This window comes from Bacillota bacterium (assembly GCA_013178305.1).
Taxonomy (GTDB): domain Bacteria; phylum Bacillota; class Sulfobacillia; order JABLXB01; family JABLXB01; genus JABLXB01.
Genome location: JABLXB010000001.1, coordinates 495,867 through 518,677, shown reverse-complemented (window position 1 = coordinate 518,677; position 22,811 = coordinate 495,867). Strand labels below are relative to the sequence as shown.

Genomic DNA, 22,811 nt, shown 5'->3' with positions numbered 1-22,811 from the left:
CCCCTCCGTTACCGAACCGGAACACGGGGGCGTTGTTGATTACATCTTCGAGTTGACCTCCGCCACCGCTCTCTCCATCACGTCGAGCGCCTCGTTGAGCTGCTCGTCGGTGATTACGAGCGGCGCCAGCATCCTGAGCACGTTGCCGTACACGCCGGCCTTCAGCACCAGGACGCCGTTCTTGAACGCGAGATCCTTGATAGCGGCGGTTTCCTTCGGGGCCGGTTCCTTGGTCTTCCTGTCGCGGACGAACTCGACGCCGACCATGGCGCCGAGGCCCCTGACGTCGCCGACGACCTTGAAGTCCTTCTTCCACTGGTTGAACCTGTCGGATATGATCTTCCCCTGCCTCAACGAGCTGCCGCAGAGGTCGAGCTTCTCGATGACGTCCAGCACCTTGAGCGCTGCCACGCAACCGATCGGGTTGCCAACGTACGTGCCGCCGATCGCGCTGTCGTGCGGAGCATCCATCACTTCGGCGCGACCGATCACTCCGCTGATGGGGACGCCGCCGGCCATGGATTTCGCTATCGTCACGAGGTCTGCCGTGATGCCGTAGTGCTCGTGAGCGAACACCTTGCCGGTCCGGCCGATGCCCGTTTGAACCTCATCGAGGATCAGCAGTACGCCGTGCTTGTTGCATGTTTCGCGTATCCTCTGGTAGAACTCCTTCGGCGGCACCACGAACCCACCCTCACCCAGCACGGGCTCGCCGACTACGGCCGCGGTAGTCGCCGGATCCACCATCGTCACGAACGCCCGCTCGAGCGCCTTGGCGCATGCGATGTCGCAGGAGGGATACTCCAGGTTGACCGGGCAGCGATAGCAATAGGCGAACGGTATGCGGTAGACTTCGGGAGCGAACGGTCCCATCCCGTGCTTGTAGGGCATGATCTTGCTGGTCAGGGACATCGCCATGAGCGTCCTGCCGTGGAACGCGCCCTCGAACGCCACGAACGCGTGCCGGCCGGTATAGTATTTTGCGATCTTGCAGGCGTTCTCGACTGCCTCGGCCCCCGAGTTGAAGAACGTGGCCTTCTTGGGGTAGTCGCCGGGTACCAGCTTGCAGATCTTCTCCGCCAGCTCAATGAACGACGGGTACGGCACTACGGTGAAGTCGGTGTGGAAGAACCTGCTCACCTGCTCCTTGACCGCTTCGACGACTTCGGGCTGGCAATGGCCCACATTCAGGCACCCGATGCCTCCTGTCAGGTCGATGAACTGGTTTCCGTCGATGTCTGTGAGGATCGCCCCATGGGCCCTGTCTATCATTATGGGCACGTTCAGCGAAAAGGCCTCGCACACCGCCTTGCCTTTTCTCTCGACCCACGCCTGGGACTTGGGGCCGGGGATCTGCGTCTTGAGATTAATCCATTTGCCCATGTTTCACCCTCCCTGCTGCACTAATAGACCGGAACGCGTGCAAACGAGTGACACAAGCGACCTTCATTCACTATTGCATGTTCCATGCCATCGCCGGCGCGGCGCAAAGCCACTATTCGCAGGCAATCCGGCGGTCCGGACCGCGCGAGAACGTGCCGGAAATCCGGCACTATGACCATGTTCCGGCACCCCGAATGGGAGGAAACGGGCGGGCAAAGTCGTAGTATTCCCCGGGGAGTGTGTGACTGGAGATAGCGGCCCCGAGCGCCTGTGGCGCCGGGGCGGTAGTATGAGGAAGGGGGACGTGTATGGAGGTCCGTAAGGTCTTCGTGGTGGGGGCCGGCCAGATGGGCTCGGGTATAGCCCAGGTGGCGGCGCAGTCAGGGTTCGAGGTGTCGTTGAACGACGTGTCCCAGCAGTTCGTCGATAGAGGCCTGAAGGGGATCGACAAGAACCTTGGCCGCTCGGTGGAGAAGGGGAAGATCGGGCAGGCCGACAAGGACGCCGCGATGGCGCGGATCAAACCTGCGATCCGCCTCGACGACGCCGGCGACGCCGATCTCGTGATCGAGGCCGTAGTGGAGAACATCGAGGTGAAAAAGGAGCTGTTCGGCTGCCTCCACAAGCTGGTGGGCGCTAACACGATACTCGCCAGCAACACGTCCTCGATATCGATTACGGAGCTGGCTACCGCGAGCAAGAGGCCGGACAAGTTCATCGGGATGCATTTTTTCAACCCGGTGCCAGTCATGCAGCTCGTGGAGGTCATCCGCGGGCTCGCCACCACGGACGACACGTTTGAGACCGTCAAAGCGGCCGCGATCAAGATGGGGAAGACCCCCGTCGCAGTGCAGGACTTCCCGGGATTCGCGGGCAACAGGATGCTGTTCCCGATGCTGAACGAGGCGTTCTATTGCCTGATGGAGGGCGTCGCTTCGGCCGGGGACATCGACACCGTGATGAAGCTCGGCATGAACCACCCCATCGGACCCCTGGCGCTCGCCGACCTCATCGGACTCGATACGTGCCTCTCGATCCTGGAGGTGCTTCACGAAGGATACGGCGACCCGAAGTACAGGCCGTGCCCGCTGCTGAGGAAGATGGTGAAGGCTGGCTACCTCGGGCGGAAGACCGGCAGGGGATTCTTCACCTATCAGTGAGCCTTGCGGGGGAGGCGGGGATATGGAGTTCATCAAGCTGGAAAAGGAAGGCGGAGTTGGCATCCTGACTATAGACCGCCAGCCGGCCCTGAACGCCCTGAACAAGCAGGTGCTGGAGGAGCTCTCGGCCGCGCTCGACCAGGTCGCGCAGGACAAGGAGGTTAAGGCGCTTATAATCACCGGTGCCGGCGAGAAGGCGTTCGTGGCTGGGGCGGACATCGGGGTCATGCAGCCGATGTCTGTAGCCGAGGGGCGTGATTGGGCCCTTCTGGGGCAGAAGGTGTTCATGAAGATCGAGGAACTCCCGCATCCGGTCATCGCGGCGGTCAACGGCTTCGCGCTGGGAGGCGGCTGCGAGCTCGCGCTCGCCTGCGACATCAGGATCGCCTCGGATAGGGCGAAGCTCGGCCAGCCCGAAGTGACCCTCGGGATTACGCCGGGCTACGCCGGCAGTCAGCGGCTTCCGCGCGTGGTCGGCCCGTCGTGGGCAAAACAGATGATATTCACGGGCGACATCATTGACGCCGCTACCGCCGAGAAGATCGGCCTGGTCAACACCGTAGTGCCAGCGGCCGATCTGATGGCCAGGGCGAAGGAGCTCGCCGCGAGGATCGCGTCGCGCGCGCCCGTAGCAGTCCAGCTCTCCAAGGTCGCCATCAACAAGGGCCTCGCGACCGGCATACACACGGGCGGGGCGTTCGAGGCTGAGGTGTTCGGCGAGTGCTTCGCCACCGCCGATCAGAAGGAAGGCATGAAGGCGTTCCTCGAAAAGAGGAAACCGGTGTTCACGGGCAAGTAGTTGCCGGCAAGTAGTTGCCGGCCGCCGCGATCTGTCAACGGCCAGCGCGGCGGGACGCCAGAGACGAAAAACGGCCCCTGCCGGCGCCGGCGTGCGCCCGCGGGGGCCGTGCTCGTGTGACGGCGGTCAGCCCGTTGGCGGCATCCCGGGCGGGAAGCCGGGCATGATGCCTGGCCCCATGGCGGGGGGCATCCCGGGCGCCATCCCGGGGTAGAGCATACCGCCTATCTGCTCGAGGGTCCTCTGGTAATACCGGGTCTCGGATGTGAAGTGCGCGGCGAGGAGCTGCACTGCGGCGTTCTCGGGGTTCGCCTGGGCTATGGTAGCCAGGAGCTCGATGAGCCGGGTGTTAGCGGCCATCGAACGGTTCACGAGCATCCCCAGTTCCCCGACCACCGGGTCAATCGTCCCGTAGGTGCACCAGCCTTCCCTCAAGATCCGCGCCCTGGCACCGATGTCCGCGTACTCGCCCTCGAGACGCGCCAGTTCGTTCGCGGTCGGCTCGTCGAGCGTCGGCACCAGGACCCTCAACGCCACTGTGTGTTGCCTCTCTATCTCCGACCAGAACTCGATTTCCTGGAGGGCGCACCCTATTGCCTGGACCGGGAACGCCGGTGGATACGCCGGCGGGTACACGGGCGGGTAGGCGGGTGGACAGGGGTAGGGACCGCACCTCATGATTTCGGGCACCACGCTATACATAAGACTCCCTCCGCGTTTGCCTGCGATGGTTTGTGCTCCCTAGACAATATATGAATCTGCAGCGGAGTCTGTTAACGGAAAACGAAAGCGCCCGCGGGTGCGGGCGCACGCGATTGCTGTGCGGCTTCGGGCGTTCGCCGGGCCCAGGCCTGCGCCGTCGGGGCGCGGACGCTACCGGGTTTACCTGTTCAGGTCCACCCGCTCGCCGGTTACCATGTACACGACCCATTCTCCGACGTTCGTCGTGTGGTCGGCGATTCGCTCCAGGTACTGCGCCACGAACAGCAGGTACGTCGCCTGATTGATCGTTCGCGGGTCCTCCATCATGTAAACGAGGAGCTCGCGGAACACCTGGCCGTACAGGTGGTCTACCTCGTGGTCAGCTTCCGCCAGCTGCCGCGACAGCTCGACGTCGCGGTTCACGTATGCGTTGAGCGACTGTCTCACCATCGTCTTGGTGATCTGCGCCATCCTTGGGATGTCGATCAGCGGCTTGATCAGGGGCTGGTCGTATATCCGGATGGTAACCTTGGCGATGTCCACGGCATGATCGGCCATACGCTCGAGGTCCGTGACTATCTTCATGGCGGTGCCGATGGTCCGCAGGTCCCTCGCAATGGGCTGCTGCAGCGCAAGAAGGGCCAGACACCTGTTCTCGATGTCCATCTGGAGCTTGTCGGCGATGTCGTCTTCACGGACTACCTTCTCGGCAAGCTCGAGGTTCTTCTCGGCCAGAGACTTGACCGCGTCATGGATCGCCTGCTCCACCAGGGTCCCCATCCGCAGCAGGTCATTCTGGAGGTTCTCGAGTTCCAGTTCGAAGGTCGTGCGTGGCATACGCTCTGCCTCCCCCGAGGCGGTCCTTAGCCGAACCTGCCCGTAATGTAATCCTCTGTGCGCCGGTCCCTCGGGTTTGTGAACACACTCCTCGTCGGGCCCATCTCTATCATCTCACCGTTAAGGAAGAACGACGTGAAATCCGAGATTCGTCCGGCCTGTTGCATGTTATGAGTTACGATGATAACCGTATATCTACTTTTGAGTTCACCGATGAGATCTTCGATCTTGCCCGTTGAGATGGGGTCGAGGGCCGACGCAGGTTCATCCATAAGAATTACTTCGGGCTCGATCGCCAGAACCCTTGCGATCACCAGCCTTTGTTGCTGGCCCCCGGACAGCCTGAGCGCATTCTGGCGAAGCCTGTCCTTGACCTCGTTCCAGAGCGCGGCCGCCTTCAGGCTTTCCTCCACGATGGAGTCAAGTTTATCACTCGAGGTTGCGCCGTGAATGCGCGGGCCGTACGCCACGTTGTCGTATATGGACATGGGGAACGGGTTGGGCTTCTGGAACACCATGCCGACCCGCTTTCTGAGCAGCGTGACGTCCGTCTGCGCGCTGTAGATGTCCTTCCCGTCCAGCGTCACGATCCCCCTGACCTTACACACCGGGACCAGATCGTTGAGCCTGTTCAGCGTCCTGAGGAAAGTCGACTTCCCGCAACCGGACGGCCCGATCAGCGAAGTTACAGCGCGCTCGGGGATGTCCATATTGATATCCTTCAGCGCGACGAAACTTCCGTACGCTACTTCCAGGTTGCGTGTAGCGATTTTGATCCCCGGTTCGATTCCTACACTCAAGGGAAACCCTCCCGATCGCTTACCGCGTGCGAATCGCCCTGGTGAGCCGCGAGGCCAGGGCGTTTATTGCCAGTATGCTCGCCGACAGTACCGCCGCCGTGCCGTACGCCCTTTCAAGTGAGAGTCCTTCACTCGAAAGGATGTACAGGTGAACGGCCATCGTCCGCGCAGGGTGCCATATGGATGTGGGCGTGTGGTAGGCCGAACCGGCTGTAAGGATGAGCGCCGCCGTCTCACCGAACGCCCTGCCGATCCCGAGCAGGATGCCGCTGAGGATTCCTGGGTACGCCGCCGGGACGACGAGACCGAATACCGCCTTCCACCGCGGAGCGCCCAGCGCCAGGCTCCCCTCCAGATATTCGCAGGGGACCGCTTTAATCGCCTCCTCAGCGATCCGGACAAGCCACGGCAGTATCATCAAGCCCATCGTGAGCCCGCCGGACAGGACGGACCATCCCATCCTCATCTGGATGACGAAAAACGTGAACCCGAACAGTCCAAATACTATCGACGGGATTCCCGCCAGCGACGAGACGGCGAAGCGTATCCATTCCACGAGCCAGCCTTCGCTGGCGTATTCCGTAAGATATACTGCCGCGCCGACCCCAAGGGGGACCGACACCAGCAGCGAGACCGCCGTAACGTAGAAGGTCCCAACGATACTCGAGAAGATGCCGCCGCTGCGGCCCGAGTTCGTCGTGGGCTTGAGCAGGAAATCGGCAGATATGACGGGCATCCCCTTGGACAATACCTGCCACATTATCGCGGCCAGCGCGCCGCAGATGATGAACGTGGAGAGGGCCAGAAGACCCACCATGACCATCTGGGTTGTCTTACGCCTTTTCATGCCGGTCCCCCGCCTTGCTGACCGCCACCGCGATCCAGTTGAGAATCATTATGAATACGAGAAGCACCAATCCAGTGGCTAACAGGGCCTTCTGGTGGTCTCCCGCCGCGTAGCCCATCTCCAGCGCTACGTTTCCGGTTAACGTGCGCACCATGTCGGTGATTTTCGCGGGGAAACGGGGGGCGTTTCCGGTGACCATGATGAGCGCCATGGTTTCACCGATGGCCCGGCCCATGCCGAGCACGATCGAGGCGGTTATCCCCGACCTGGCCGCCGGGACGATTACGCGCGAGACCGTCTCCCACCTCGTTGCTCCGAGTGCCATCGAACCCTCACGGTACTCGTCCGGGACAGCCTTGATGGCGTCCTCGGAGATGGTGGCTATGGTGGGGAGAACCATGATCGCGAGGACCAGCGACCCAGCGAGCACGCTCAAGCCCGACCCGCCGAAGGTCTCCCGGATGATCGGCACTATGACGACGAGGCCGTAGAAGCCGTAAACCACCGATGGGATACCGGCGAGTACCCCGAGAGCGAGGCGTACGGCCCTGCCGAAACCTTCGGGGGCGAACTCCGCGAGGTAGATCGCACACGCGATGCCGCACGGGATCGCGAGGAACAGGCAGCCTGCCGCGACCACCATGGAGCCCACGATCATGGGTAGTATGCCGAACTTCCCCGACGTCGGCGCCCATACCGTTCCCGAGAGAAATGAGAGGGGCCCGACCCTCATTATCAGGGGCAGGCCCGGAGCAGATATGAACACCGCAATCAGGAGGATACCCGCTATTGATACTACGGCGCACGCGAGAAGCGCTATCCGGACGACTTGTTCCGCAGGGTCATGGGACATTCACAATTGGCCTCCAGACTGCGACGTCAAAGGGTCTACTTGACCTTCACCAGGTGTTCCTTCGCCGCGATATCCTGGCCCTCACTGCTTAGCGCAAACTCGATGAACTGCTTGACCGCGCCCGTGGGGTCTTCATTGGTCAGGAACAGGAACGGGCGGCTGACCTTGTAGGTGCCTGCAACGATGTTGGCGGCGGTGGGCTCCACGCCCTCCATTTTGAGAGCCTTGATCGTCTGGTCGACGCCTGCGAGTGAAACGTAGCCGATTGCGTTCGGGTTGGAAGCGACCGTGCTCCTGACCGCGCCGGTCGAGTTTTGGACTGCCGCCTTGTCGGTGCACTTCTCTTCCTTCATGATGAGCTCCTCGAACGCGCCCCTGGTTCCGGAACCCTCTTCCCTTATGACAACCGTGATGGCGCCGGCCGGCTGGCCGAGGTCGTTCCAGTTGGTTATCTTGCCGGAGAATACCTTCTTAACCTGGTCGAGCGTGAGATTCTCGAGCTTGTTCTTCGGATGGACGATAATTGCGATACCGTCCTTGGCGATGATGAACTCCTTGAGGCCCTTTTCCTCGGGCTTGAGTTCCCTCGACGACGTGCCGATGTCGGCCGTAGCGGTCTGCGCAGCCTTGACGCCGGCGGATGAACCGCCGCCCTGGACGTTGATCTTGACGTCCTTGTTCTTCGCCATGAAATCTTCGGCGAGTTTCTCTGCGACGGGCTGGACGGAAGTGGAGCCTGCAACGGTGACGGTTACTGTCTGGGGCCTGGGCGGTTCGGCGGGCTTGGCCGGCTGGGCGGATTGGCCGCACCCGGAAACAAGACTCAGGACCAGCGCGACTGCCAGAACCAGCGCTATCCTGCTTGAATTCCTCACGGTGACCCCTCCTCGAACTCATGGGGAAGGCCGGTCCGGCCCGGGTACCACGGGCAGGCCGTTGTCCCGAGTCCGATGTTATGTGATCAACGTGAAAGGGACATTGTCGCGGTGTTAAGATTGTGTGAATCGGCGCTGGACCGGCGGGCGGAAGGTCCTAGCTGGCCCCGGCGCGGGGCATGTGGTTGGAGAACAGCGGGATGGAAAAGTGGAAAGAGGAGCCCTTGCCGTACTCGCTTTCGACCTGGACCCGCCCGCCGTGCAGGTCGACGGTGTGTTTGACGATCGAGAGGCCGAGGCCGGTGCCGCCGGTCTTCTTGCTGCGCGCCTTGTCGACGGTGTAAAACCTCTCGAATATGCGCGGGAGGTCCTCCGGGGGGATGCCGCAGCCGGTGTCGGCGACTGTCACCACCGCGTAGTTGCCCTGGACCTCGAGTGAGACCTCGACCACGCCGCCGCGAGGCGTGAACTTGATAGCGTTGTCGAGCAGGTTGTCCATCACCTGCTCGATCCTCTCACCGTCGATGGGGCAGATTACGGGCTCGCCCGGGGTCCGGAGCCGGACGTTCACACCGGCCGGGCCGGCCTTTAGCGCGGCCTTTCTGGTGGAGGCCTGCACGGAGTCTCTCAGGTCATCGGGAACCGGCTTGATCGGCACCGGAGCCGACTCCAGATTCGACAGGTCCACGAGGTCCCTCACCAGCATATCGAGCCTGGAGGCCTCGCGGAATATGATCTCCACGAACTCGCGGGCCGTCGCGGGGTCGGATATCGCCCCATCCAGCAGAGTCTCGGCGAACCCCTTGACGGAGGTGACCGGGGTCTTCAGCTCGTGAGACACGTTCGCCACGAAATCCCTGCGGATTTTCTCGAGGCGTTTCAATTCGGTTACGTCGTGAAAAACGACGACGACGCCCGAGCCGTTGGGCCCCCCGGCAAGGGGATTGAGGAAAACCTCGAGCGACCTTTCCTGGGGGTAGATTACGTTTACTTCTAACCTCATTGAGGAACCGGTGGTGATCGCGCGGTCCACCTCGGCGCTGATCTGGTAGTTTCTCAGCACTTCGACGTGAGGCCGCCCCAGGTACGCGTCCTGCAGGTTGAATATCTTTACCGCGGCTGTGTTGACCATTGACACCCTGCCGTGGCTATCGATGAAAACCACGCCGCTCTCCATGGTTGACAGCACTGCCTCGAGGTGACCCTTCCCGGTCGAGGCCGCCTCGAGCATGCGCCGGACGCTCGCGGACATCTCGTTCAGAGCCTCCCCGAGAGCCGATAGTTCGTCGTCCCTGTTCACGAAAGCGTAGCGGGAGAAGTCACCTGTCGACAGTGAGCGAGCGACGTCTGTCATCTGTTCGACGGGCTGGATGATTCCGGATGCCAGTCGCGATCCGACGGCGGTCGCGATTCCGCCTGCAATGAGGACTGAAAACAGGAGGATGAGGCGGGTTGTTGCCGCGTCTTCACCCGAAGCCGATCCCTGACGGCCGATGATGATCAGGCCCACCGCAAGAGTGGACGCGACGACGGTCAGCAGGACGGCCGTCGTAACCTTGAGACCGAGGCCTTTCAACGCGTTTTCTCCCCGAACTTATAGCCGATGCCGCGTACGGTTTTCACGAAGGCGGGGCTTTTGGGGTCTTCCTCGATTTTCTCCCTGAGGTGGCTGACGTGCACGTCGACGATCCGGGTGTCGCCTGCGTACTCGTACCCCCAAACGCGGTCGAGCAGGGTCTCGCGAGTGAACACCTTGCCGGGATTCTGGGCCAGGAACGAAAGGAGGTCGAATTCCTTGGCGGTGAGGTTGACGGGCTCGCCCCCAACCTCGACCGTGCGCGCGTCCCGGTCTATCATCAGATCCCCGTAGCTTACGTTGGAGTTCGGGCGCGGCTGCGTGCTCCTCCGGAGTACGGCGCGTACGCGCGCCGTGAGTTCGCGCGGGCTGAAAGGTTTCGTAATGTAATCGTCGGCCCCGAGTTCAAGGCCGAGTACGCGGTCTATCTCGGAATCCCTCGCTGTAAGGAAGATGACAGGTGTCTCCTTCCCGCGCGAGCGGATCGCGCGAAACACGTCGAGGCCGTTCATTTCGGGTAGCATCACGTCCAGCAGGACGAGGTCGGGGTTGGCGGCCTCGATCACCGACACGGCGTCACTCCCGTCGCGCGCCTCGAGCACCGTGTAGCCCTCTTTCTTCAGGTTAAACGAGACAAGTCTGACTATGGACTCCTCGTCGTCAACTATCAACACACGCTCGGCCATCACCTGAGACCTCCCGCTGCTCAGGATTGTACGTCGGGAAGGAGGATTCCTGCAACCCGTAGAAAGGCATCACCTTGCTGCGGAATTTGGTACGGGATCCTCTTCGGGTGGGAGGGTTTTGGGTGCTGAGGGCCTGGGTTGAGATAGACCTCGACGTCGTGGCGAGGAATGTCGAAAAGCTCCGCGCGCACGCGGGCGCCGGGATCAAGTTCATGGCCGTCGTCAAGTCAGATGCCTACGGCTACGGGCTCCTGCCGGTTGCCCGGGCGGCCCTGGCCGGCGGGGCCGACTGGCTGGCGGTGGCGAACGTGGACGAGGGGATCGCGCTCCGTTCGGCGGGGGTCCATGCCCCCATCCTCGTCTTCGGCAAGACCGCCCACGAACGTGTGGGCGACGTCGTGAAGCACAGTCTTGCGCAGGCGGTGTGGGACAGGGAGGCCGTGACTGTAATCGCAGCGGCCGCGTCCGCCATGGGCAGGGAGGCCGTCGTGCACGTCGATGTGGATACGGGAATGGGGATGACGGGGGTGTTGCCCCACGAAGCCGTGGACCTGTGCGCGTTCATCAAATCGCAGGATAAGGTCAGGCTTGGCGGGGTCTTCACCCACTTGGCCAACGCGGACTCCGCCGACATGGTGCGGAACCGCGCGCAGATGCAGCGATACACCGGGGTGCTCGAAACGTTGAAGGCCAAGGGAATCGACCCCGGGATAAGGCACGCGTGCAACACCGGCGGTACGGCTTCATTCCGCGACGCGTTCTTCGACATGGTGAGGTCGGGATGCGGCATACACGGCATGTGGCCTTTTCCCTTCGAAAACGTCGTTGGGGTAGAAGAGTCGATGTCTATAAAGGCGCGAGTGGAGTTCGTCAAGGCGGTACGGTCGGGCTCGACCGTGAGCTATGGCTCGACGCACACGTGCGCGACTGACTCCGTTATCGCGGGAGTCTGGCTCGGGTACGGCCAGGGACTCCCCAGGGCGCTGGCGAATCGCGCGGCGGTGCTGGTCCGCGGCCGGCCTGCTCCGGTAATCGGGACGGTTTGCATGAACCGGTTCGCCGTGGATGTCACCGGAATCCCCGGGGTGCAGGAGTGGGATGAGGTCGCGATATGCGGCAGACAGGGTGATTCCAGCCTGACGCTGACCGGCACGGCCATGAAGGCGGGGGTGGGCGTGGCTGAATTCCTCGTGCCGTACATGGTGCCGAGGGTGTACCGTGGGAAGCTGGCCGTGGAGATGGGACTGGCGACGGATGGCGGCCAGACGTGCCGCGCAGGGACAGGGCCCGGCGCCGGCGGGGAGGAGGGGCCGGAGTGAGAGTATACTACAACGCGCTGGTACGGACCATGGATCCCGCAACGCCCGTCGCGGAGGCTTTCGCGGTAGATAGCGGGGAATTCGTGGCGATCGGGGGGAACGATGACGTCCTTAATCTCGCGCAGGGATCGCGCGGTGCCCAGAAGATCGACCTGGGCGGGTTGCCGGTATTCCCCGGGTTCATAGACGGCCACACCCACGTGATGTGGGTGGGGGAGAGCCTCGAGCGCGTTGACCTGTCGAAATGCCGCTCCATCGAAGAGGTGAGGTCCCGCTTACGGGAGCGCGCGGCGGAATTGGGCCCCGGGCAGTGGGTGCTGGGGTGGGGATGGCACCAGGAGAGGTTTGCCGAGAGGCGGGACCCGGTGGCCGCCGACATTGACGGCGTCATACCCGGCAACCCCGCATATCTCATACGTGAATGTACCCACACCGCCCTCGTAAACTCGTTAGCCCTCGAGATGGCGGGGGTGGGCGCGAATACACCCGACCCGGTTGGCGGGAAAATCGTCCGCGACGACAGCGGGGTCCCGGTAGGGCTCCTGCACGAGACGGCAATGCAGCTCGTGTCGCGCATCCTGCCTGCTCCGGATGAGCGCGCAAAGCGGGAGACCCTGAAGCGAGCGATGCTGGAAATGCTCAAGCTGGGCATCACGAGCGTCCACACGATAGATTTCTCCTGCGAGGAGGCGTATCGCAGCCTTCATACGGGCGGCGAGCTGCCCTTACGGGTCTACATGGATCAACCCATGAGCACCATGGAGGAGATCTCGGCCATAACCGAGCCGACGGGGTCGGGTGATGACTGGCTGAGGATGGGATCGGTCAAGTTCTGGGCTGACGGGGCGTTTGGACCCAGGACGGCGGCGGTCAGGGAACCATACGCTGACGACCCGGGGAATACCGGGCTGCTGGTATACGAGCCGGGGGAACTGGCGCGGCTCGCCGCGGCGGCGGCGAGGAAGGGCAGGCAGATCTCGATTCACGCGCTCGGTGACCGGGCGCTGGACGTGACGCTGGATGCCCTCGAACAGGCTACGACCGCGCCCGGCGAGCCCGTTACCGCCGGCTCAGCGCGAGGCGGGCGCAGAGACCGCGTGGTGCATTGCGGTCTCACTGACGCAGCCTCTGTGGCCCGGATGAAGTCGCTGGGAGCCGTCGCCGACCTGCAGCCATGCTTCATCCCGCACGAGGTGCACTGGATGCCCGGGAGGGTCGGCCCGGAACGGCGGGATCGCATGTACGCTTTCAAGTCGCTGGTCGACGCGGGGATATGCTGTACTGCGGGCTCCGATGCGCCGGTGGACCCGCTGGACCCCATGATAGGCATATTCGGGGCGGTGGCACGCGCCAGCATCGAGGGTTATCCGCCGGGTGGATGGGTCCCCGGGCAGAAGGTCCCGGTGGAGGAAGCCGTGAGGATGTACACGGTCAACGGGGCGTTCGCGGAATACGCGGAGGCTCGCAAAGGAATGATCAGGCGAGGCTACCTCGCTGACTTCGTCGTCCTGTCGTCCGACCTGTTCACGGTTGCAGAGGGAGATATCCCTGGTTGCAGGGTGCTCGCGACGGTTGTTGGAGGCGGCACAGCGTGGCTGGACGGCAAGGCTGCCCCGGCCCTCCGCTGACGCGCCGGTGAACCTCAGGAACGCGGCATCGGAATCGCGCGGTGCCCGAGGCCTATAGCCACCTCGTTCAGGTGCACCAGGCCCACGGCGAAAAATGCGACTACTATCAGGTGTTCGGCCTTACGCGCGACACCGATCTTGCCGCCCACGTTCAGGCCGAAGGCCTTCTGGACGACCTGTGACAGCGCTTCTCGCGCGGCGCCGGCCACGGCGCCCTCGTCGGTGTGCGTTTCCTGGATGAGCCCTTCCCGCTTTGCGGCGACGAGGGCTCTTTCGATCCCCGTCTTGACGATCACGCTGAACTCGCCGCCGATGTCTATGGCGGCCCCCCGGATCCCCTCAGCCCGCAGCTCCTCCTTGACCTGGAGTTCCTGGGCGCGATCCCTCGTGGTGGCCATCCTGATCGCCGCCCTTGCGATCTCCAGGCTCTCCAGTTCCTTCACTCTCGCCCACCTGCCTTCCGTCTCCGGGTGAACTTCGTTTCCAGTCCGGGTTTCCCTTCTGTCCAACGCCCCACGTTACGCCCTGACCCGTCCGGGCGAGTTGGCTGAAGCCAAGTTAAGGATATTTCGGGTTGCATTTACGTCTCGATCAAGAACCAGACTACAGGCTGGACAGCAGTGCACCCGAGTCCCCAATCTTTTCGGAACGGTCTGGCAAAAGAGGGCCGCCGAGGAGGGAATTGTAAATTACTGGTAGAATTAGTCCCTGGTGGCTGGGGGTGGCTTATTTGAACCGGGCTGCGGGTGTTTTGCGCCGGATGGTATACACGCTACTCGCGACGGCAGTGTTTGTTGTTGTGGCGGGTATCGCGCCGTGGAGCGCGGTTGTGTCTGATCTGAACCCGGTATGTATTGCCGCTCATTTTGGATACAGGCCTCTTCGACGAGGGGCTGCGGGAGAGGACGTTTGGTACCTTCAGTCACTGCTGCGCCGGCTCGGGCTGTTCACCGTGAAGCCCACGGGATACTTTGGCAGGGTGACCGAGTGTTCGGTGAGAAGGTTCCAGTCGTCGAACGGCATGAGACCGGACGGCGTCGTGGGCGGGGATACCATGCGAATTGCCAGGGCTCTCGTGGCGGCCTGGGAATGGAGCCAGTCGGGCTACGAGGTCAAGGATGGAGACACACTGGAGAGTATCTCGCAGGCGTGGGGTATCCCGGCAGCCGTGCTGGCGAAACTCAACGGGTTACCCGCGGACGTGACTCTCAAACCGGGGGACCGCATCAAGATCCCCGTCCCCGAGTTCATCATGCACGAGGTGGAAAAGGGCGAGTGCCTGGCCGGGATTTCCTCGAAGCACGGTCTTGACTGGAGGCAAGTGGCTGCGTGGAATGGAATACGGCACCCGTACGTGATACGCCCCGGCGACATGCTGGTGATACCCGTGCCGCCGGAACGTGAAGAGCGGTAAGTGACACGTCGGCTGGAGTCCCCGGTCGCGTTGGCATTGGACAGACGCCACATTTCGTCGTATGATCGGTGTAAAGGCTGCAAAAGCGCATATTGAACTCCGAGCCGCTGACCCGTACGGGCGGTGATCACGCCGTCCGCGGGCCACGGCCGAGGCGCCGGTGTGTAGCCGGTGTCGAGGGTGCGCGGGAAACCGCTGTGCCTCCCATGTTCGGAAAGGAGCCGTTCGTTCTGGCACCCTCTGCCGGGCAGGGGGTGCCTTCTGATTACTTTCTCAATCGTAATGGGGTGTGGTTTCGATGGACGCAGGTGACGCGGTCCGGGAAGCGGTCAAGCGTGCGGCCGCCAACTCGAGACTGCCGTGCCGGGAAGCGCTCGAACTGGCCAAGAGGCTGGGGGTCTCCCCCTCGGAAGTGGGGAAGGCTGCCGACGCCCTCGGCGTGAAGATCACCGGCTGCCAGCTCGGCTGCTTCAAGAGGGAGATCTGAGAAAAGCCGTAAAGGAGAGCGCTGGGCGGGTTTGCTTGACGTCGTGACGATAAGGGACGCGGTCGGGTCCGTGCGGGCGCTAATGCGGCGCGGATTCACCGCCCGGGAGATGGTGCCGGCCCGCGGGGCGCTGGGCCGGGTGCTGTCTTGCGATGTCGTGGCGGCAGGCGACCTTCCGCCGTTCGACAGGTCCACGGTTGACGGTTACGCGGTCCGCGCGAGGGACACGTTCGGGGCGAGCGAGAGCATGCCGGCCTACCTGACCTTGTGCGGCGATGTTGTCATGGGTTCGATGCCTGTCAGGAACCTGGAGGCAGGGTCGGCCATGCGGATTCTGACAGGGGGTGCGCTGCCCCCGGGTGCCGACGCCGCGGCGATGCTCGAATACTGCGAGGAACCGGGTGACGGCGACGTCGCCGTGGGGTATTCCGTTTCCCCCGGGGAGAACGTGATCAAGCGCGGCGAGGACGTCGCCGCGGGCAGCGTCGTTCTACGCGACGGCCACAGGCTCAGGCCCCAGGAGCTGGGCGCGCTGGAGGGCCTGGGCGTCGTGGAAGTAGGAGTCTACGCGCGCCCCATGGTGGGCGTGCTCTCGACGGGCGACGAGGTTGTCGACCCCTGCCGCGACCCCGGACCGGGGCAGATCAGGGACGTCAACGCGGCCGCGCTTGCGGGATCGATCGAGCGCGACGGTATGACGCCGGTGTTTCTGGGGGTGGCCCCCGATTCCGCGGACGAGCTGCGGGCCATTCTGAGGGATGCCCTCGAGCTCGACGCCGTCGTCATCAGCGGTGGGAGTTCGGCGGGTGTCCGGGACGTGGTCGCCGCTACCCTGGATTCCCTCGGTGAGCCGGGCGTCGTCGTTCACGGCCTCGCGCTGAGGCCCGGGAAACCGGCGATACTCGCCGTGATCGGCGATAGGCTCGTGGCGGGGCTGCCGGGTCATCCGGCGTCCGCACTGGTGGCGTACAGGACGGTGGTGAGCGCGCTGCTGAGGCACCTGGGGGGCGAGGACCTGGGGGACGACCCCGTTCGTTTCGCCCTCGGGATCCCGTTCCGCGCCCGCTGTTCGAGGAGCCTCGCGTCGGCGCCGGGGCGGGACGAATTCGTCCGGTGCACCGTCCGCCGGGAGGGCGCTGAAGCCTGGGTGGACCCGGTGCTGGGGAAGTCGGGGCTGATCTCCACGTTGACGAGGGCCGAGGCCATGATACACATCCCGCTGGACGCCGGTGGCGTGGAAGCGGGCGCTTTCGTCGACGTCTACCCTATCTGATGGATGCTGGGGGCTCTTGTATGACTTCAGCTTCAAGAAGGATATACCTGGACACGCTCCCGTGGGAAGAAGGGCTCGACCGCTGGTTCGCGGCGCTCGAGCAGGCGGGAGTACTCGCGCCCGCCGGGTCCGAGCCCGTGGGGTCCGAAATGATCCCTGTGGGCGAGGCGCTTGGCCGGATAACCGCCGCTCCAGTGTATGCGCGCCGGTCGTCCCCGCACTTTGTCGCTTCGGCGATGGACGGCGTCGCGACCCGGGCGGCGCTGACCTTCGACGCATCTGAGACTGCGCCGCGGCGCCTGCGGCTCGGGGTGGACGCGCTGGAGGTGGACACCGGCGACCCGCTCCCCAGCGGATTCGACTGCGTGATCATGGCCGAGGACGTCCACTATGCGGACAGGGCCGCGGGGGTCGTCGAGGTGATCCAGCCCGCGTCGCCATGGCAGCACGTCCGGCAGATCGGTGAGGACATCGTCGCCACCGAGATGCTGTTCCCCGCCGGCCGTTCGCTGAGGCCGGAAGACCTCGGGGCGCTACTGGCGTGCGGGCATTCGGAAGTCCCGGTAAGGCGGCGACCCAGCGTCGCGGTTGTGCCCACGGGAACCGAAGTCGTGCCGGCGGGTGTCGAGCCAGCCCCTGGCCAGATACCCGACTACAACTCGACTGTCGTGTCGGCGCTCGTTTCACAGTGGGGCGGAGAGGCGCGCGTTCTCCCCGTTTGCCCGGACGACCCCGCAATGCTTGCCGGCGCGCTCGCCGGCGCCGCGTGCTCCGCGGACGTGGTTGCGCTAATCGCGGGTTCCTCGGCGGGCCGCGAGGACTTCACTTCCGCGGCTGTGTCCGGGGCCGGCGCCGTGGTTGTTCACGGGGTGGCGATCAAGCCGGGTAAACCGGTTGTGCTGGGATATTCCCACGGCAAGCCGGTGGTGGGGCTCCCGGGGTACCCCGTTTCCGCCTACATAACCGCCTGCATGTTCCTGAGGCCGCTGCTCTACAGGCTCCAGGGATTACCGGCTCCGCAAGTCACCGGGGTCAAGGCGGTCCTCTCGAGGCGGGCCGCTTCGCAGGCGGGCGTCGACGAGTACGTGAGGGTCAAGCTCGGCAGCATCGACGGAAGACTCGTCGCAACGCCGGTGGCGAGAGGGGCGGGACTGATAACCTCGCTCGTCCGCGCCGACGGCATAATGCGCATCCCCAGGTTCTCGGAAGGGTTTGAAGAGGGGTCGGAGGCCCCAGTACAACTGCTCCGACCCGTGGATGAGATCGTCAACTCCGTCGTGATAATCGGTAGCCATGACGTTGCGCTGGACGTTCTCGGTGGTATGCTCTCGGCGCATCATCCCGGGTACTCCGTCTCGTCCGCCCACGTGGGCAGCATGGGCGGGCTCACGTCTTTGCGTCGCGGGGAAGCCCACGCGTGCGGGACACACCTTCTCGACCCCGGCACGGGGGACTACAACACGGCCTACGTCAGGCGGATGCTGCCGGGGACGCGCGTGCACCTGGTAACGCTCGCGCACCGCCAACAGGGTTTCATGGTGCGAAAGGGCAACCCCAGATGTATCAGGGGTTTTGAAGACCTGGCGCGAGGCGACGTCATGTTCGTGAACAGGCAGCGGGGCGCGGGTACGCGCCTCCTGCTGGACTATCATCTGAATCTGGCCGGCATCGATCCCGTGGCGGTCCACGGCTACGAGTGGGAGGAATTTACCCACATGGCAGTGGCCGCCGCAGTCTCGAGCGGGACGGCTGACGTGGGGCTTGGGATACTCGCGGCGGCGAGGGCGCTGGACCTGGAGTTCATCCCGGTGGGCGAAGAGCGCTACGAACTGGCGATTCCGGCCAAACACCTCGAGGCCGCGCCTGTCCGGTTGATGCTGGAGGTCCTGCGGACAGAGGAGTTCAAGAAGGCCGTCGAGTCGCTCGGCGGCTACGACACCCGCGAAACCGGGATCGTGAGGGTGGTTGGAGGGGAACCCGTTGAGGGATAGATTCGGCAGGAACCTGACATACCTGAGAGTCTCGGTCACCGACCGCTGCAATATGCGCTGCATTTACTGCATGCCGGAAGGTGGGGCGCCCCTCGTTTCCCACAGCGACCTCCTTTCCTACGAGGAGATCGTCAGGGTTGTCCGCGCCGGAGTCTCGTGCGGCGTCCAGACGGTGAGGCTCACAGGCGGTGAGCCGCTCATGCGAAGGGGGATAGTCGACCTGGTCGCGCGGCTTGCGGAGATACGGGGACTTGAGGACCTGGCAATGACCACGAATGCCAGCGGGCTCGAAGACCTGGCGCCCGTACTGAAGGCCGCGGGACTGAAGCGCGTGAACATAAGCCTGGACAGCCTCGACCCGGCCACTTTCGCGACGATCACCCGCGGGGGGAACCTGGCGGAGGTATTGCGAGGGATCGACGCGGCGCTCGAACACGGGCTTACCCCCGTCAAGCTGAACTGCGTGCCGTTGAGGGGTCTCAACGACGGCGAAATACCGGCTATGCTGGAGTTCATCAAGAACCGGCCGGTGCACCTCAGGTTTATCGAGCTCATGCCGGTCGGCTGGAACGACGCCTGGTTCAACCAGCGATTCATACCGGCGTCCGAGCTCAGGGCGAGGGTAGAGGCCGTCGCATCCGGTTCGGGCGGGCGGGTCTTGCCCGCGACGGTGCTCGCGGGAAGAGGCCCCGCGAGCTATCTGGGGATCGAAGGCTACCGGGGGAAGGTGGGCTTCATATCCCCCATGACCGCGCATTTTTGCTCCAGGTGCACGCGGATGAGGCTTACCTCGCTGGGCAAGATCAGCCCATGTCTCGCCTCCGGCGCCGAGATCGACGTCAAGGCGGAGATCCGCGCGGGTTGCACGGATGAGCGGATAGCGGAGTTGTTCGGGGAAGCCGCGATGATGAAGCCGCTGGAGCATTCGATGGAATGCGCCGCCGGGCTTGACGCGCGGTTAATGTCCAGGATCGGTGGATAGGAGAGGGGGCTTGGTGACGTGAGCGAAGCGCGCGGTCCCGGCGGGCAGGCCGGCGAAACGGCCTCTAAAGGGTTGACTCATCTCGATGAACGCGGCAGGGCGGTGATGGTTGACGTTGGGGGAAAACCCGAAACCGTACGGAAAGCCGTGGCCGCCGGCGAGGTGCTCATGGCCCCCGAGACCCTGAAAAGGCTGAGGGAGGGCGACATCCCCAAGGGTGACGTGCTGGCCGTGGCGCGGGTCGCAGGGATAATGGCCGCAAAGCGCACGCCCGAGCTCATCCCGTTATGCCACCCGGTTCCCATCAGTTCGGCGTCTGTCGAATTCTCATTTAGCGAAGGGCGACCTGTCGTCGAGGTCACGGCTACGGTGGAGAGCATCGGGCGTACCGGGGTGGAGATGGAGGCGCTGACGGCCGTGTCCGTGGCATCCCTCGCTATATACGACATGTGCAAGTCCATTGACAAGGGCATCATCATCGGCGATGTCAGGCTCATATTCAAGTCCGGCGGGAAGAGCGGGACTTACGTACGGGGATGATTCAATGCACGACGCAACAGCCAGAAAATCCATAAAATACGGCATTCTGACTGCGAGCGACTCGGGCTCGAAGGGCGACCGCGAGGACCTTTCGAGTCAGGTTATACGCGAGATGGTTGAAGGGCCCCCTGCTGGAGCGGCGCGGGGCGTGGTCGCCCATTACGTGATCGTCGCCGATGAGGCCGAGGTCATCGCGCGTGAGATCTCCGACATGGCGGACAACAGGGGCATCGACGTTATCCTGACGACCGGTGGGACTGGCCTGAGTCCGAGGGACCACACGCCGGAGGCGACGTACGCCGTGATCGACCGCGAGGTGCCGGGTATCGCCGAGGCGATGCGCCAGGCAGGGATGAGGGCGACCCCGCACGCGATGCTGTCGCGCCAGGTGGCGGGCACACGCGGTCAGTGTCTCATCGTGAACATGCCCGGCAGTCCCAGGGCCGTCAAGGAGTGCCTGGAGGTGATCCTTCCGGTGATCCCCCATGCTGTGGAGGTGCTGAGGGGGCAGGCGCGGGATTGCGCGAGGTTGGGGGACTGATGAAGGCGAACGGCCCGGGGGAGACCCGGGCCGCGCATCCGGACAACCGTCAGTTGTCGCCGAAGAACAGCAGTATCAGAACCAGGAACAGAATGAAGGCCCAGTTTCCGCCGAACCAGCCATCACTGGATTTCTCCATAGCTCATGCCTCCCGGGTACAGGTTTTGGTGCTGCTACATGCTATGCAGCCGGTACCTGCGAGGTTACGTCAACGCGCAGCTAGATCGCGAGCAAGAGGGCGGTTGAGGCCACCACCGTCGATGCGATGGACCATACGACTTCCCTTCGCGCCAGACTCCTCGAATACCCAGGAAAGGGAGCCACCAGGACCCACGGAAGGCCCGCCACGCTCCATACGACGACACCGGCAACCACTCCGATTATCATCCGGAGGCTGGGAGGCACGGGCGGGAGCACTACCATGAGAGCGAGGCTCAGGCTGACCATTCCGGCGAGTCTCGACGTCGCCCAAAGAAGGGCGCCAAACCTCGACCGGATCGGGCCGGGTGTGCGCGTTGCACCGAGTTCCAGGAGGCTGTCCGTAGTCCAGGCCCTGCGGATTGCGTAGAAGGCGGCCTTTGCGAGACCCCACGCTGTCAGCGACAGGATTACCCTCGCCACCAGCGCAACGAGTACCTGGTTGAGCCTGTAATAGGGTCCACCCCAGGGAATACGGCCTCCGCCCGGTTGTTCTGCCGTAACGGTCTCGCCGGCTGTCTCCGGCGCGTACCTCACCGAGGCGTCAGGCGCGATCTCGCCGCGGACGAGCCTTTCCCGCGCCTGCTCCAGGAGGGTTGAGTGGCGGTCCCGTTCGTACGCGTCCCAGGCCCGTCCGCGCGGGGGCAGGTAGCCGGCGATCGATGGGTCGACGGTCAGGCCGTCCGTGGCGCGCAGGAAATCATCGTAGACAGCCGGTGCTTCATCCGGGAACTGTCGCGCGTACTCCGATACCAGCGTGATCAGGGGAGACGGCCCCTGCCGGATGGAACCGGGCCTGACCGACCTGGCCAGCACGTGGAATACCTTGAGGTAGGCGTTCTGCAGCGGCGAGAACGTTTCCGCGGGCGGTGGCGAATCCTTGTTGTAAGTCGAGCCCGGGGGTAGAAACGCGGCGTAGAACCGGGCCGGTCTGTACGTGGCTTGAACCCTCGGATCGGTGACGATGGCGTAGATGACCGAGCCCACCATATCGCCGTTCAACAGGAATTCTGAACCGTCCGGCACGATGTCCCCATCTCGCCGGAGGGACTGGCCGGACGAGAGCCAAGGGCCTGGAAGACCGCCCCTGACTGCCCTCAAGGTGGACGCCCAGCCGTAGCGCTCGTGCCATAGCGGGTAAAGCAGCGACGCCATTCCCGGGCCTGACGACCTCTCACGTTCCAGCCGCCTCGCCCAGTAGTCGTGAGCGGCCACGCAGCGCAAGGCACTGTTCGCGGCTTCCTTCGTGAACGCGCTGTTGTCGAAGGCCACCGCTGCAAAATGCGCGACCCAGCCCCGCTCGAATGCGGTCCAGTAATCAGCAGGCGTAGCCCATGCGTTTCGAACGGCCGGCGGGTTGCCTGCCCGCACCCCGCACAGGGTACGCAGGATAGCGGCGCCCAGGTCCACGGCAGATCGCCTTTCCGTGTGGAAGCCGCCCGCGGACCCAGCCTGCGCAGCGACGGGTCCGGGGTATGGCTCCGGCGCGGGGTCGCCGGGCGCAAGCCGGCCCGCGGCAAGCGCCTCGTTTGTCACGTAGTTGATGGCCATCCGCCGCAGCGACAGCATTTCCTGCGCGAACGAGTTCCGGGCCGGAAGTGACGTGCGATTCTGCGATGACGCGTCGCCTTGCGCGAACTGAACCACGGAGACGAGGCCGGTCAGGGCTGCCGCGGCGAGGGCGAGCGCCATCACTCTGGTGCGCGTGGTCCTCCGGCTCTCGGAAATACGTTCGTGACGCTTGAGCATAGACCGGGCTGACACCCCCTTCGACTGGCAGTACGTGGCAGTACAGCCTTATTCAGGGAAATGTTACACCAGCCCTCCATCGTAGTACAAGCAATTGGTGTCGGAGGCGGGTGTCGAACACGGAGCGTGTGGGTTGACCTGTGTTCTTGACACTCGAACGGCTACGCTGCG

22 protein-coding genes, 1 pseudogene and 1 riboswitch are annotated in these 22,811 nt (G+C 63.9%); of the genes and pseudogenes, 11 read left to right on the top strand and 12 right to left on the bottom strand.

Translation table 11 applies throughout. From position 1 onward, the window contains the following. Positions 1 to 39: 39 nt before the first annotated feature. Complete coding sequence (gene gabT / locus HPY55_02440; protein ID NPV69490.1) at positions 40 to 1,383, bottom strand: 4-aminobutyrate--2-oxoglutarate transaminase; 1,344 nt, start codon at positions 1,381 to 1,383, stop codon at positions 40 to 42. A gap of 308 nt (positions 1,384 to 1,691) precedes the next feature. On the opposite strand from gabT, the gene HPY55_02435 reads away from it, so the two are divergent. Then, positions 1,692 to 2,543: a 3-hydroxybutyryl-CoA dehydrogenase gene (locus tag HPY55_02435; GenBank protein NPV69489.1), complete on the top strand. Its 852-nt coding sequence runs from the start codon at positions 1,692 to 1,694 to the stop codon at positions 2,541 to 2,543. Positions 2,544 to 2,565: 22 nt separating this feature from the next. Beyond that, complete coding sequence (locus tag HPY55_02430; GenBank protein NPV69488.1) at positions 2,566 to 3,342, top strand: crotonase; 777 nt, start codon at positions 2,566 to 2,568, stop codon at positions 3,340 to 3,342. A gap of 126 nt (positions 3,343 to 3,468) precedes the next feature. Here the strand turns inward: HPY55_02430 and HPY55_02425 are convergent, their stop codons facing one another. From HPY55_02425 to HPY55_02390, 8 genes are all read right to left on the bottom strand, one after another. After that, positions 3,469 to 4,044, bottom strand: a complete 576-nt coding sequence (locus HPY55_02425) for a DUF2935 domain-containing protein (protein NPV69487.1) — start codon at positions 4,042 to 4,044, stop codon at positions 3,469 to 3,471. A gap of 180 nt (positions 4,045 to 4,224) precedes the next feature. After that, positions 4,225 to 4,881 carry a phosphate signaling complex protein PhoU gene (gene phoU / locus HPY55_02420; protein NPV69486.1) on the bottom strand — a complete coding sequence of 219 codons (657 nt, stop codon included), beginning with the start codon at positions 4,879 to 4,881 and terminating at the stop codon, positions 4,225 to 4,227. Between the two features lie 26 nt (positions 4,882 to 4,907). After that, positions 4,908 to 5,681, bottom strand: coding sequence for a phosphate ABC transporter ATP-binding protein (gene pstB, locus HPY55_02415; GenBank protein ID NPV69485.1), 774 nt, complete (start codon positions 5,679 to 5,681; stop codon positions 4,908 to 4,910). Positions 5,682 to 5,700: 19 nt separating this feature from the next. Continuing rightward, entirely contained in the window at positions 5,701 to 6,528 is an 828-nt protein-coding gene (pstA, locus tag HPY55_02410; GenBank protein NPV69484.1) for a phosphate ABC transporter permease PstA, read from the bottom strand. Beyond that, positions 6,515 to 7,381, bottom strand: a complete 867-nt coding sequence (pstC, locus tag HPY55_02405; GenBank protein ID NPV69483.1) for a phosphate ABC transporter permease subunit PstC — start codon at positions 7,379 to 7,381, stop codon at positions 6,515 to 6,517. The genes pstA and pstC overlap by 14 nt, the downstream gene beginning before the upstream one ends. Positions 7,382 to 7,416: 35 nt before the next feature. Then, positions 7,417 to 8,256, bottom strand: a complete 840-nt coding sequence (locus HPY55_02400) for a phosphate ABC transporter substrate-binding protein (GenBank protein ID NPV69482.1) — start codon at positions 8,254 to 8,256, stop codon at positions 7,417 to 7,419. A gap of 157 nt (positions 8,257 to 8,413) precedes the next feature. Further along, entirely contained in the window at positions 8,414 to 9,832 is a 1,419-nt protein-coding gene (locus HPY55_02395; GenBank protein NPV69481.1) for a HAMP domain-containing protein, read from the bottom strand. After that, complete coding sequence (locus HPY55_02390) at positions 9,829 to 10,518, bottom strand: response regulator transcription factor (GenBank protein ID NPV69480.1); 690 nt, start codon at positions 10,516 to 10,518, stop codon at positions 9,829 to 9,831. The genes HPY55_02395 and HPY55_02390 overlap by 4 nt, the downstream gene beginning before the upstream one ends. Before the next feature lie 122 nt (positions 10,519 to 10,640). Here HPY55_02390 and alr point away from each other — a divergent pair, with 122 nt between their 5' ends. Further along, positions 10,641 to 11,837, top strand: a complete 1,197-nt coding sequence (alr, locus tag HPY55_02385) for an alanine racemase (protein ID NPV69479.1) — start codon at positions 10,641 to 10,643, stop codon at positions 11,835 to 11,837. After that, a complete protein-coding gene (locus HPY55_02380) occupies positions 11,834 to 13,465 on the top strand; it encodes an amidohydrolase (GenBank protein NPV69478.1) in 1,632 nt (543 codons plus the stop codon). The genes alr and HPY55_02380 overlap by 4 nt, the downstream gene beginning before the upstream one ends. Before the next feature lie 14 nt (positions 13,466 to 13,479). Here the strand turns inward: HPY55_02380 and HPY55_02375 are convergent, their stop codons facing one another. Together HPY55_02375 and HPY55_02370 are read right to left on the bottom strand one after the other, a co-directional pair. Beyond that, entirely contained in the window at positions 13,480 to 13,908 is a 429-nt protein-coding gene (locus HPY55_02375) for a hut operon positive regulator HutP (protein ID NPV69477.1), read from the bottom strand. A 117-nt stretch (positions 13,909 to 14,025) separates the two neighbouring features. Further along, positions 14,026 to 14,115, bottom strand: a pseudogene (locus tag HPY55_02370) (transposase). An 80-nt stretch (positions 14,116 to 14,195) separates the two neighbouring features. Between HPY55_02370 and HPY55_02365 the strand changes: the two are divergent. From HPY55_02365 to HPY55_02335, 7 genes are all read left to right on the top strand, one after another. Continuing rightward, complete coding sequence (locus HPY55_02365; protein ID NPV69476.1) at positions 14,196 to 14,879, top strand: LysM peptidoglycan-binding domain-containing protein; 684 nt, start codon at positions 14,196 to 14,198, stop codon at positions 14,877 to 14,879. A gap of 85 nt (positions 14,880 to 14,964) precedes the next feature. Next, positions 14,965 to 15,116: riboswitch (molybdenum cofactor riboswitch) on the top strand. A 61-nt stretch (positions 15,117 to 15,177) separates the two neighbouring features. Further along, on the top strand, positions 15,178 to 15,366 hold the full coding sequence (locus HPY55_02360; GenBank protein NPV69475.1) for a hypothetical protein: 189 nt from the start codon (positions 15,178 to 15,180) through the stop codon (positions 15,364 to 15,366). Between the two features lie 31 nt (positions 15,367 to 15,397). Continuing rightward, complete coding sequence (locus HPY55_02355; protein ID NPV69474.1) at positions 15,398 to 16,639, top strand: molybdopterin molybdotransferase MoeA; 1,242 nt, start codon at positions 15,398 to 15,400, stop codon at positions 16,637 to 16,639. Between the two features lie 20 nt (positions 16,640 to 16,659). After that, a complete protein-coding gene (locus HPY55_02350) occupies positions 16,660 to 18,630 on the top strand; it encodes a molybdopterin biosynthesis protein (protein ID NPV69473.1) in 1,971 nt (656 codons plus the stop codon). Continuing rightward, entirely contained in the window at positions 18,620 to 19,612 is a 993-nt protein-coding gene (moaA, locus tag HPY55_02345; GenBank protein ID NPV69472.1) for a GTP 3',8-cyclase MoaA, read from the top strand. Before HPY55_02350 ends, moaA begins: the two co-directional genes overlap by 11 nt. Positions 19,613 to 19,717: 105 nt before the next feature. After that, a complete protein-coding gene (gene moaC / locus HPY55_02340; protein NPV69471.1) occupies positions 19,718 to 20,152 on the top strand; it encodes a cyclic pyranopterin monophosphate synthase MoaC in 435 nt (144 codons plus the stop codon). Positions 20,153 to 20,156: 4 nt separating this feature from the next. Continuing rightward, the gene (locus HPY55_02335; GenBank protein ID NPV69470.1) at positions 20,157 to 20,693 is read left to right on the top strand and encodes a MogA/MoaB family molybdenum cofactor biosynthesis protein; all 537 of its coding nucleotides are present in this window, start codon (positions 20,157 to 20,159) and stop codon (positions 20,691 to 20,693) included. Between the two features lie 219 nt (positions 20,694 to 20,912). Here HPY55_02335 and HPY55_02330 read toward each other — a convergent pair whose 3' ends face one another. Next, positions 20,913 to 22,640, bottom strand: coding sequence for a hypothetical protein (locus HPY55_02330; GenBank protein NPV69469.1), 1,728 nt, complete (start codon positions 22,638 to 22,640; stop codon positions 20,913 to 20,915). Positions 22,641 to 22,811: the final 171 nt, after the last annotated feature.

Coding starts and splice junctions, on each gene's coding strand:
- gabT (NPV69490.1), bottom strand. CDS start 1,383: ATGGGCAAATGGATTAATCTCAAGACGCAGATCCCCGGCCCCAAGTCC.
- HPY55_02435 (NPV69489.1), top strand. CDS start 1,692: ATGGAGGTCCGTAAGGTCTTCGTGGTGGGGGCCGGCCAGATGGGCTCG.
- HPY55_02430 (NPV69488.1), top strand. CDS start 2,566: ATGGAGTTCATCAAGCTGGAAAAGGAAGGCGGAGTTGGCATCCTGACT.
- HPY55_02425 (NPV69487.1), bottom strand. CDS start 4,044: ATGTATAGCGTGGTGCCCGAAATCATGAGGTGCGGTCCCTACCCCTGT.
- phoU (NPV69486.1), bottom strand. CDS start 4,881: ATGCCACGCACGACCTTCGAACTGGAACTCGAGAACCTCCAGAATGAC.
- pstA (NPV69484.1), bottom strand. CDS start 6,528: ATGAAAAGGCGTAAGACAACCCAGATGGTCATGGTGGGTCTTCTGGCC.
- pstC (NPV69483.1), bottom strand. CDS start 7,381: ATGTCCCATGACCCTGCGGAACAAGTCGTCCGGATAGCGCTTCTCGCG.
- HPY55_02390 (NPV69480.1), bottom strand. CDS start 10,518: ATGGCCGAGCGTGTGTTGATAGTTGACGACGAGGAGTCCATAGTCAGA.
- HPY55_02360 (NPV69475.1), top strand. CDS start 15,178: ATGGACGCAGGTGACGCGGTCCGGGAAGCGGTCAAGCGTGCGGCCGCC.
- HPY55_02350 (NPV69473.1), top strand. CDS start 16,660: ATGACTTCAGCTTCAAGAAGGATATACCTGGACACGCTCCCGTGGGAA.
- moaC (NPV69471.1), top strand. CDS start 19,718: ATGGTTGACGTTGGGGGAAAACCCGAAACCGTACGGAAAGCCGTGGCC.
- HPY55_02335 (NPV69470.1), top strand. CDS start 20,157: ATGCACGACGCAACAGCCAGAAAATCCATAAAATACGGCATTCTGACT.
- HPY55_02330 (NPV69469.1), bottom strand. CDS start 22,640: ATGCTCAAGCGTCACGAACGTATTTCCGAGAGCCGGAGGACCACGCGC.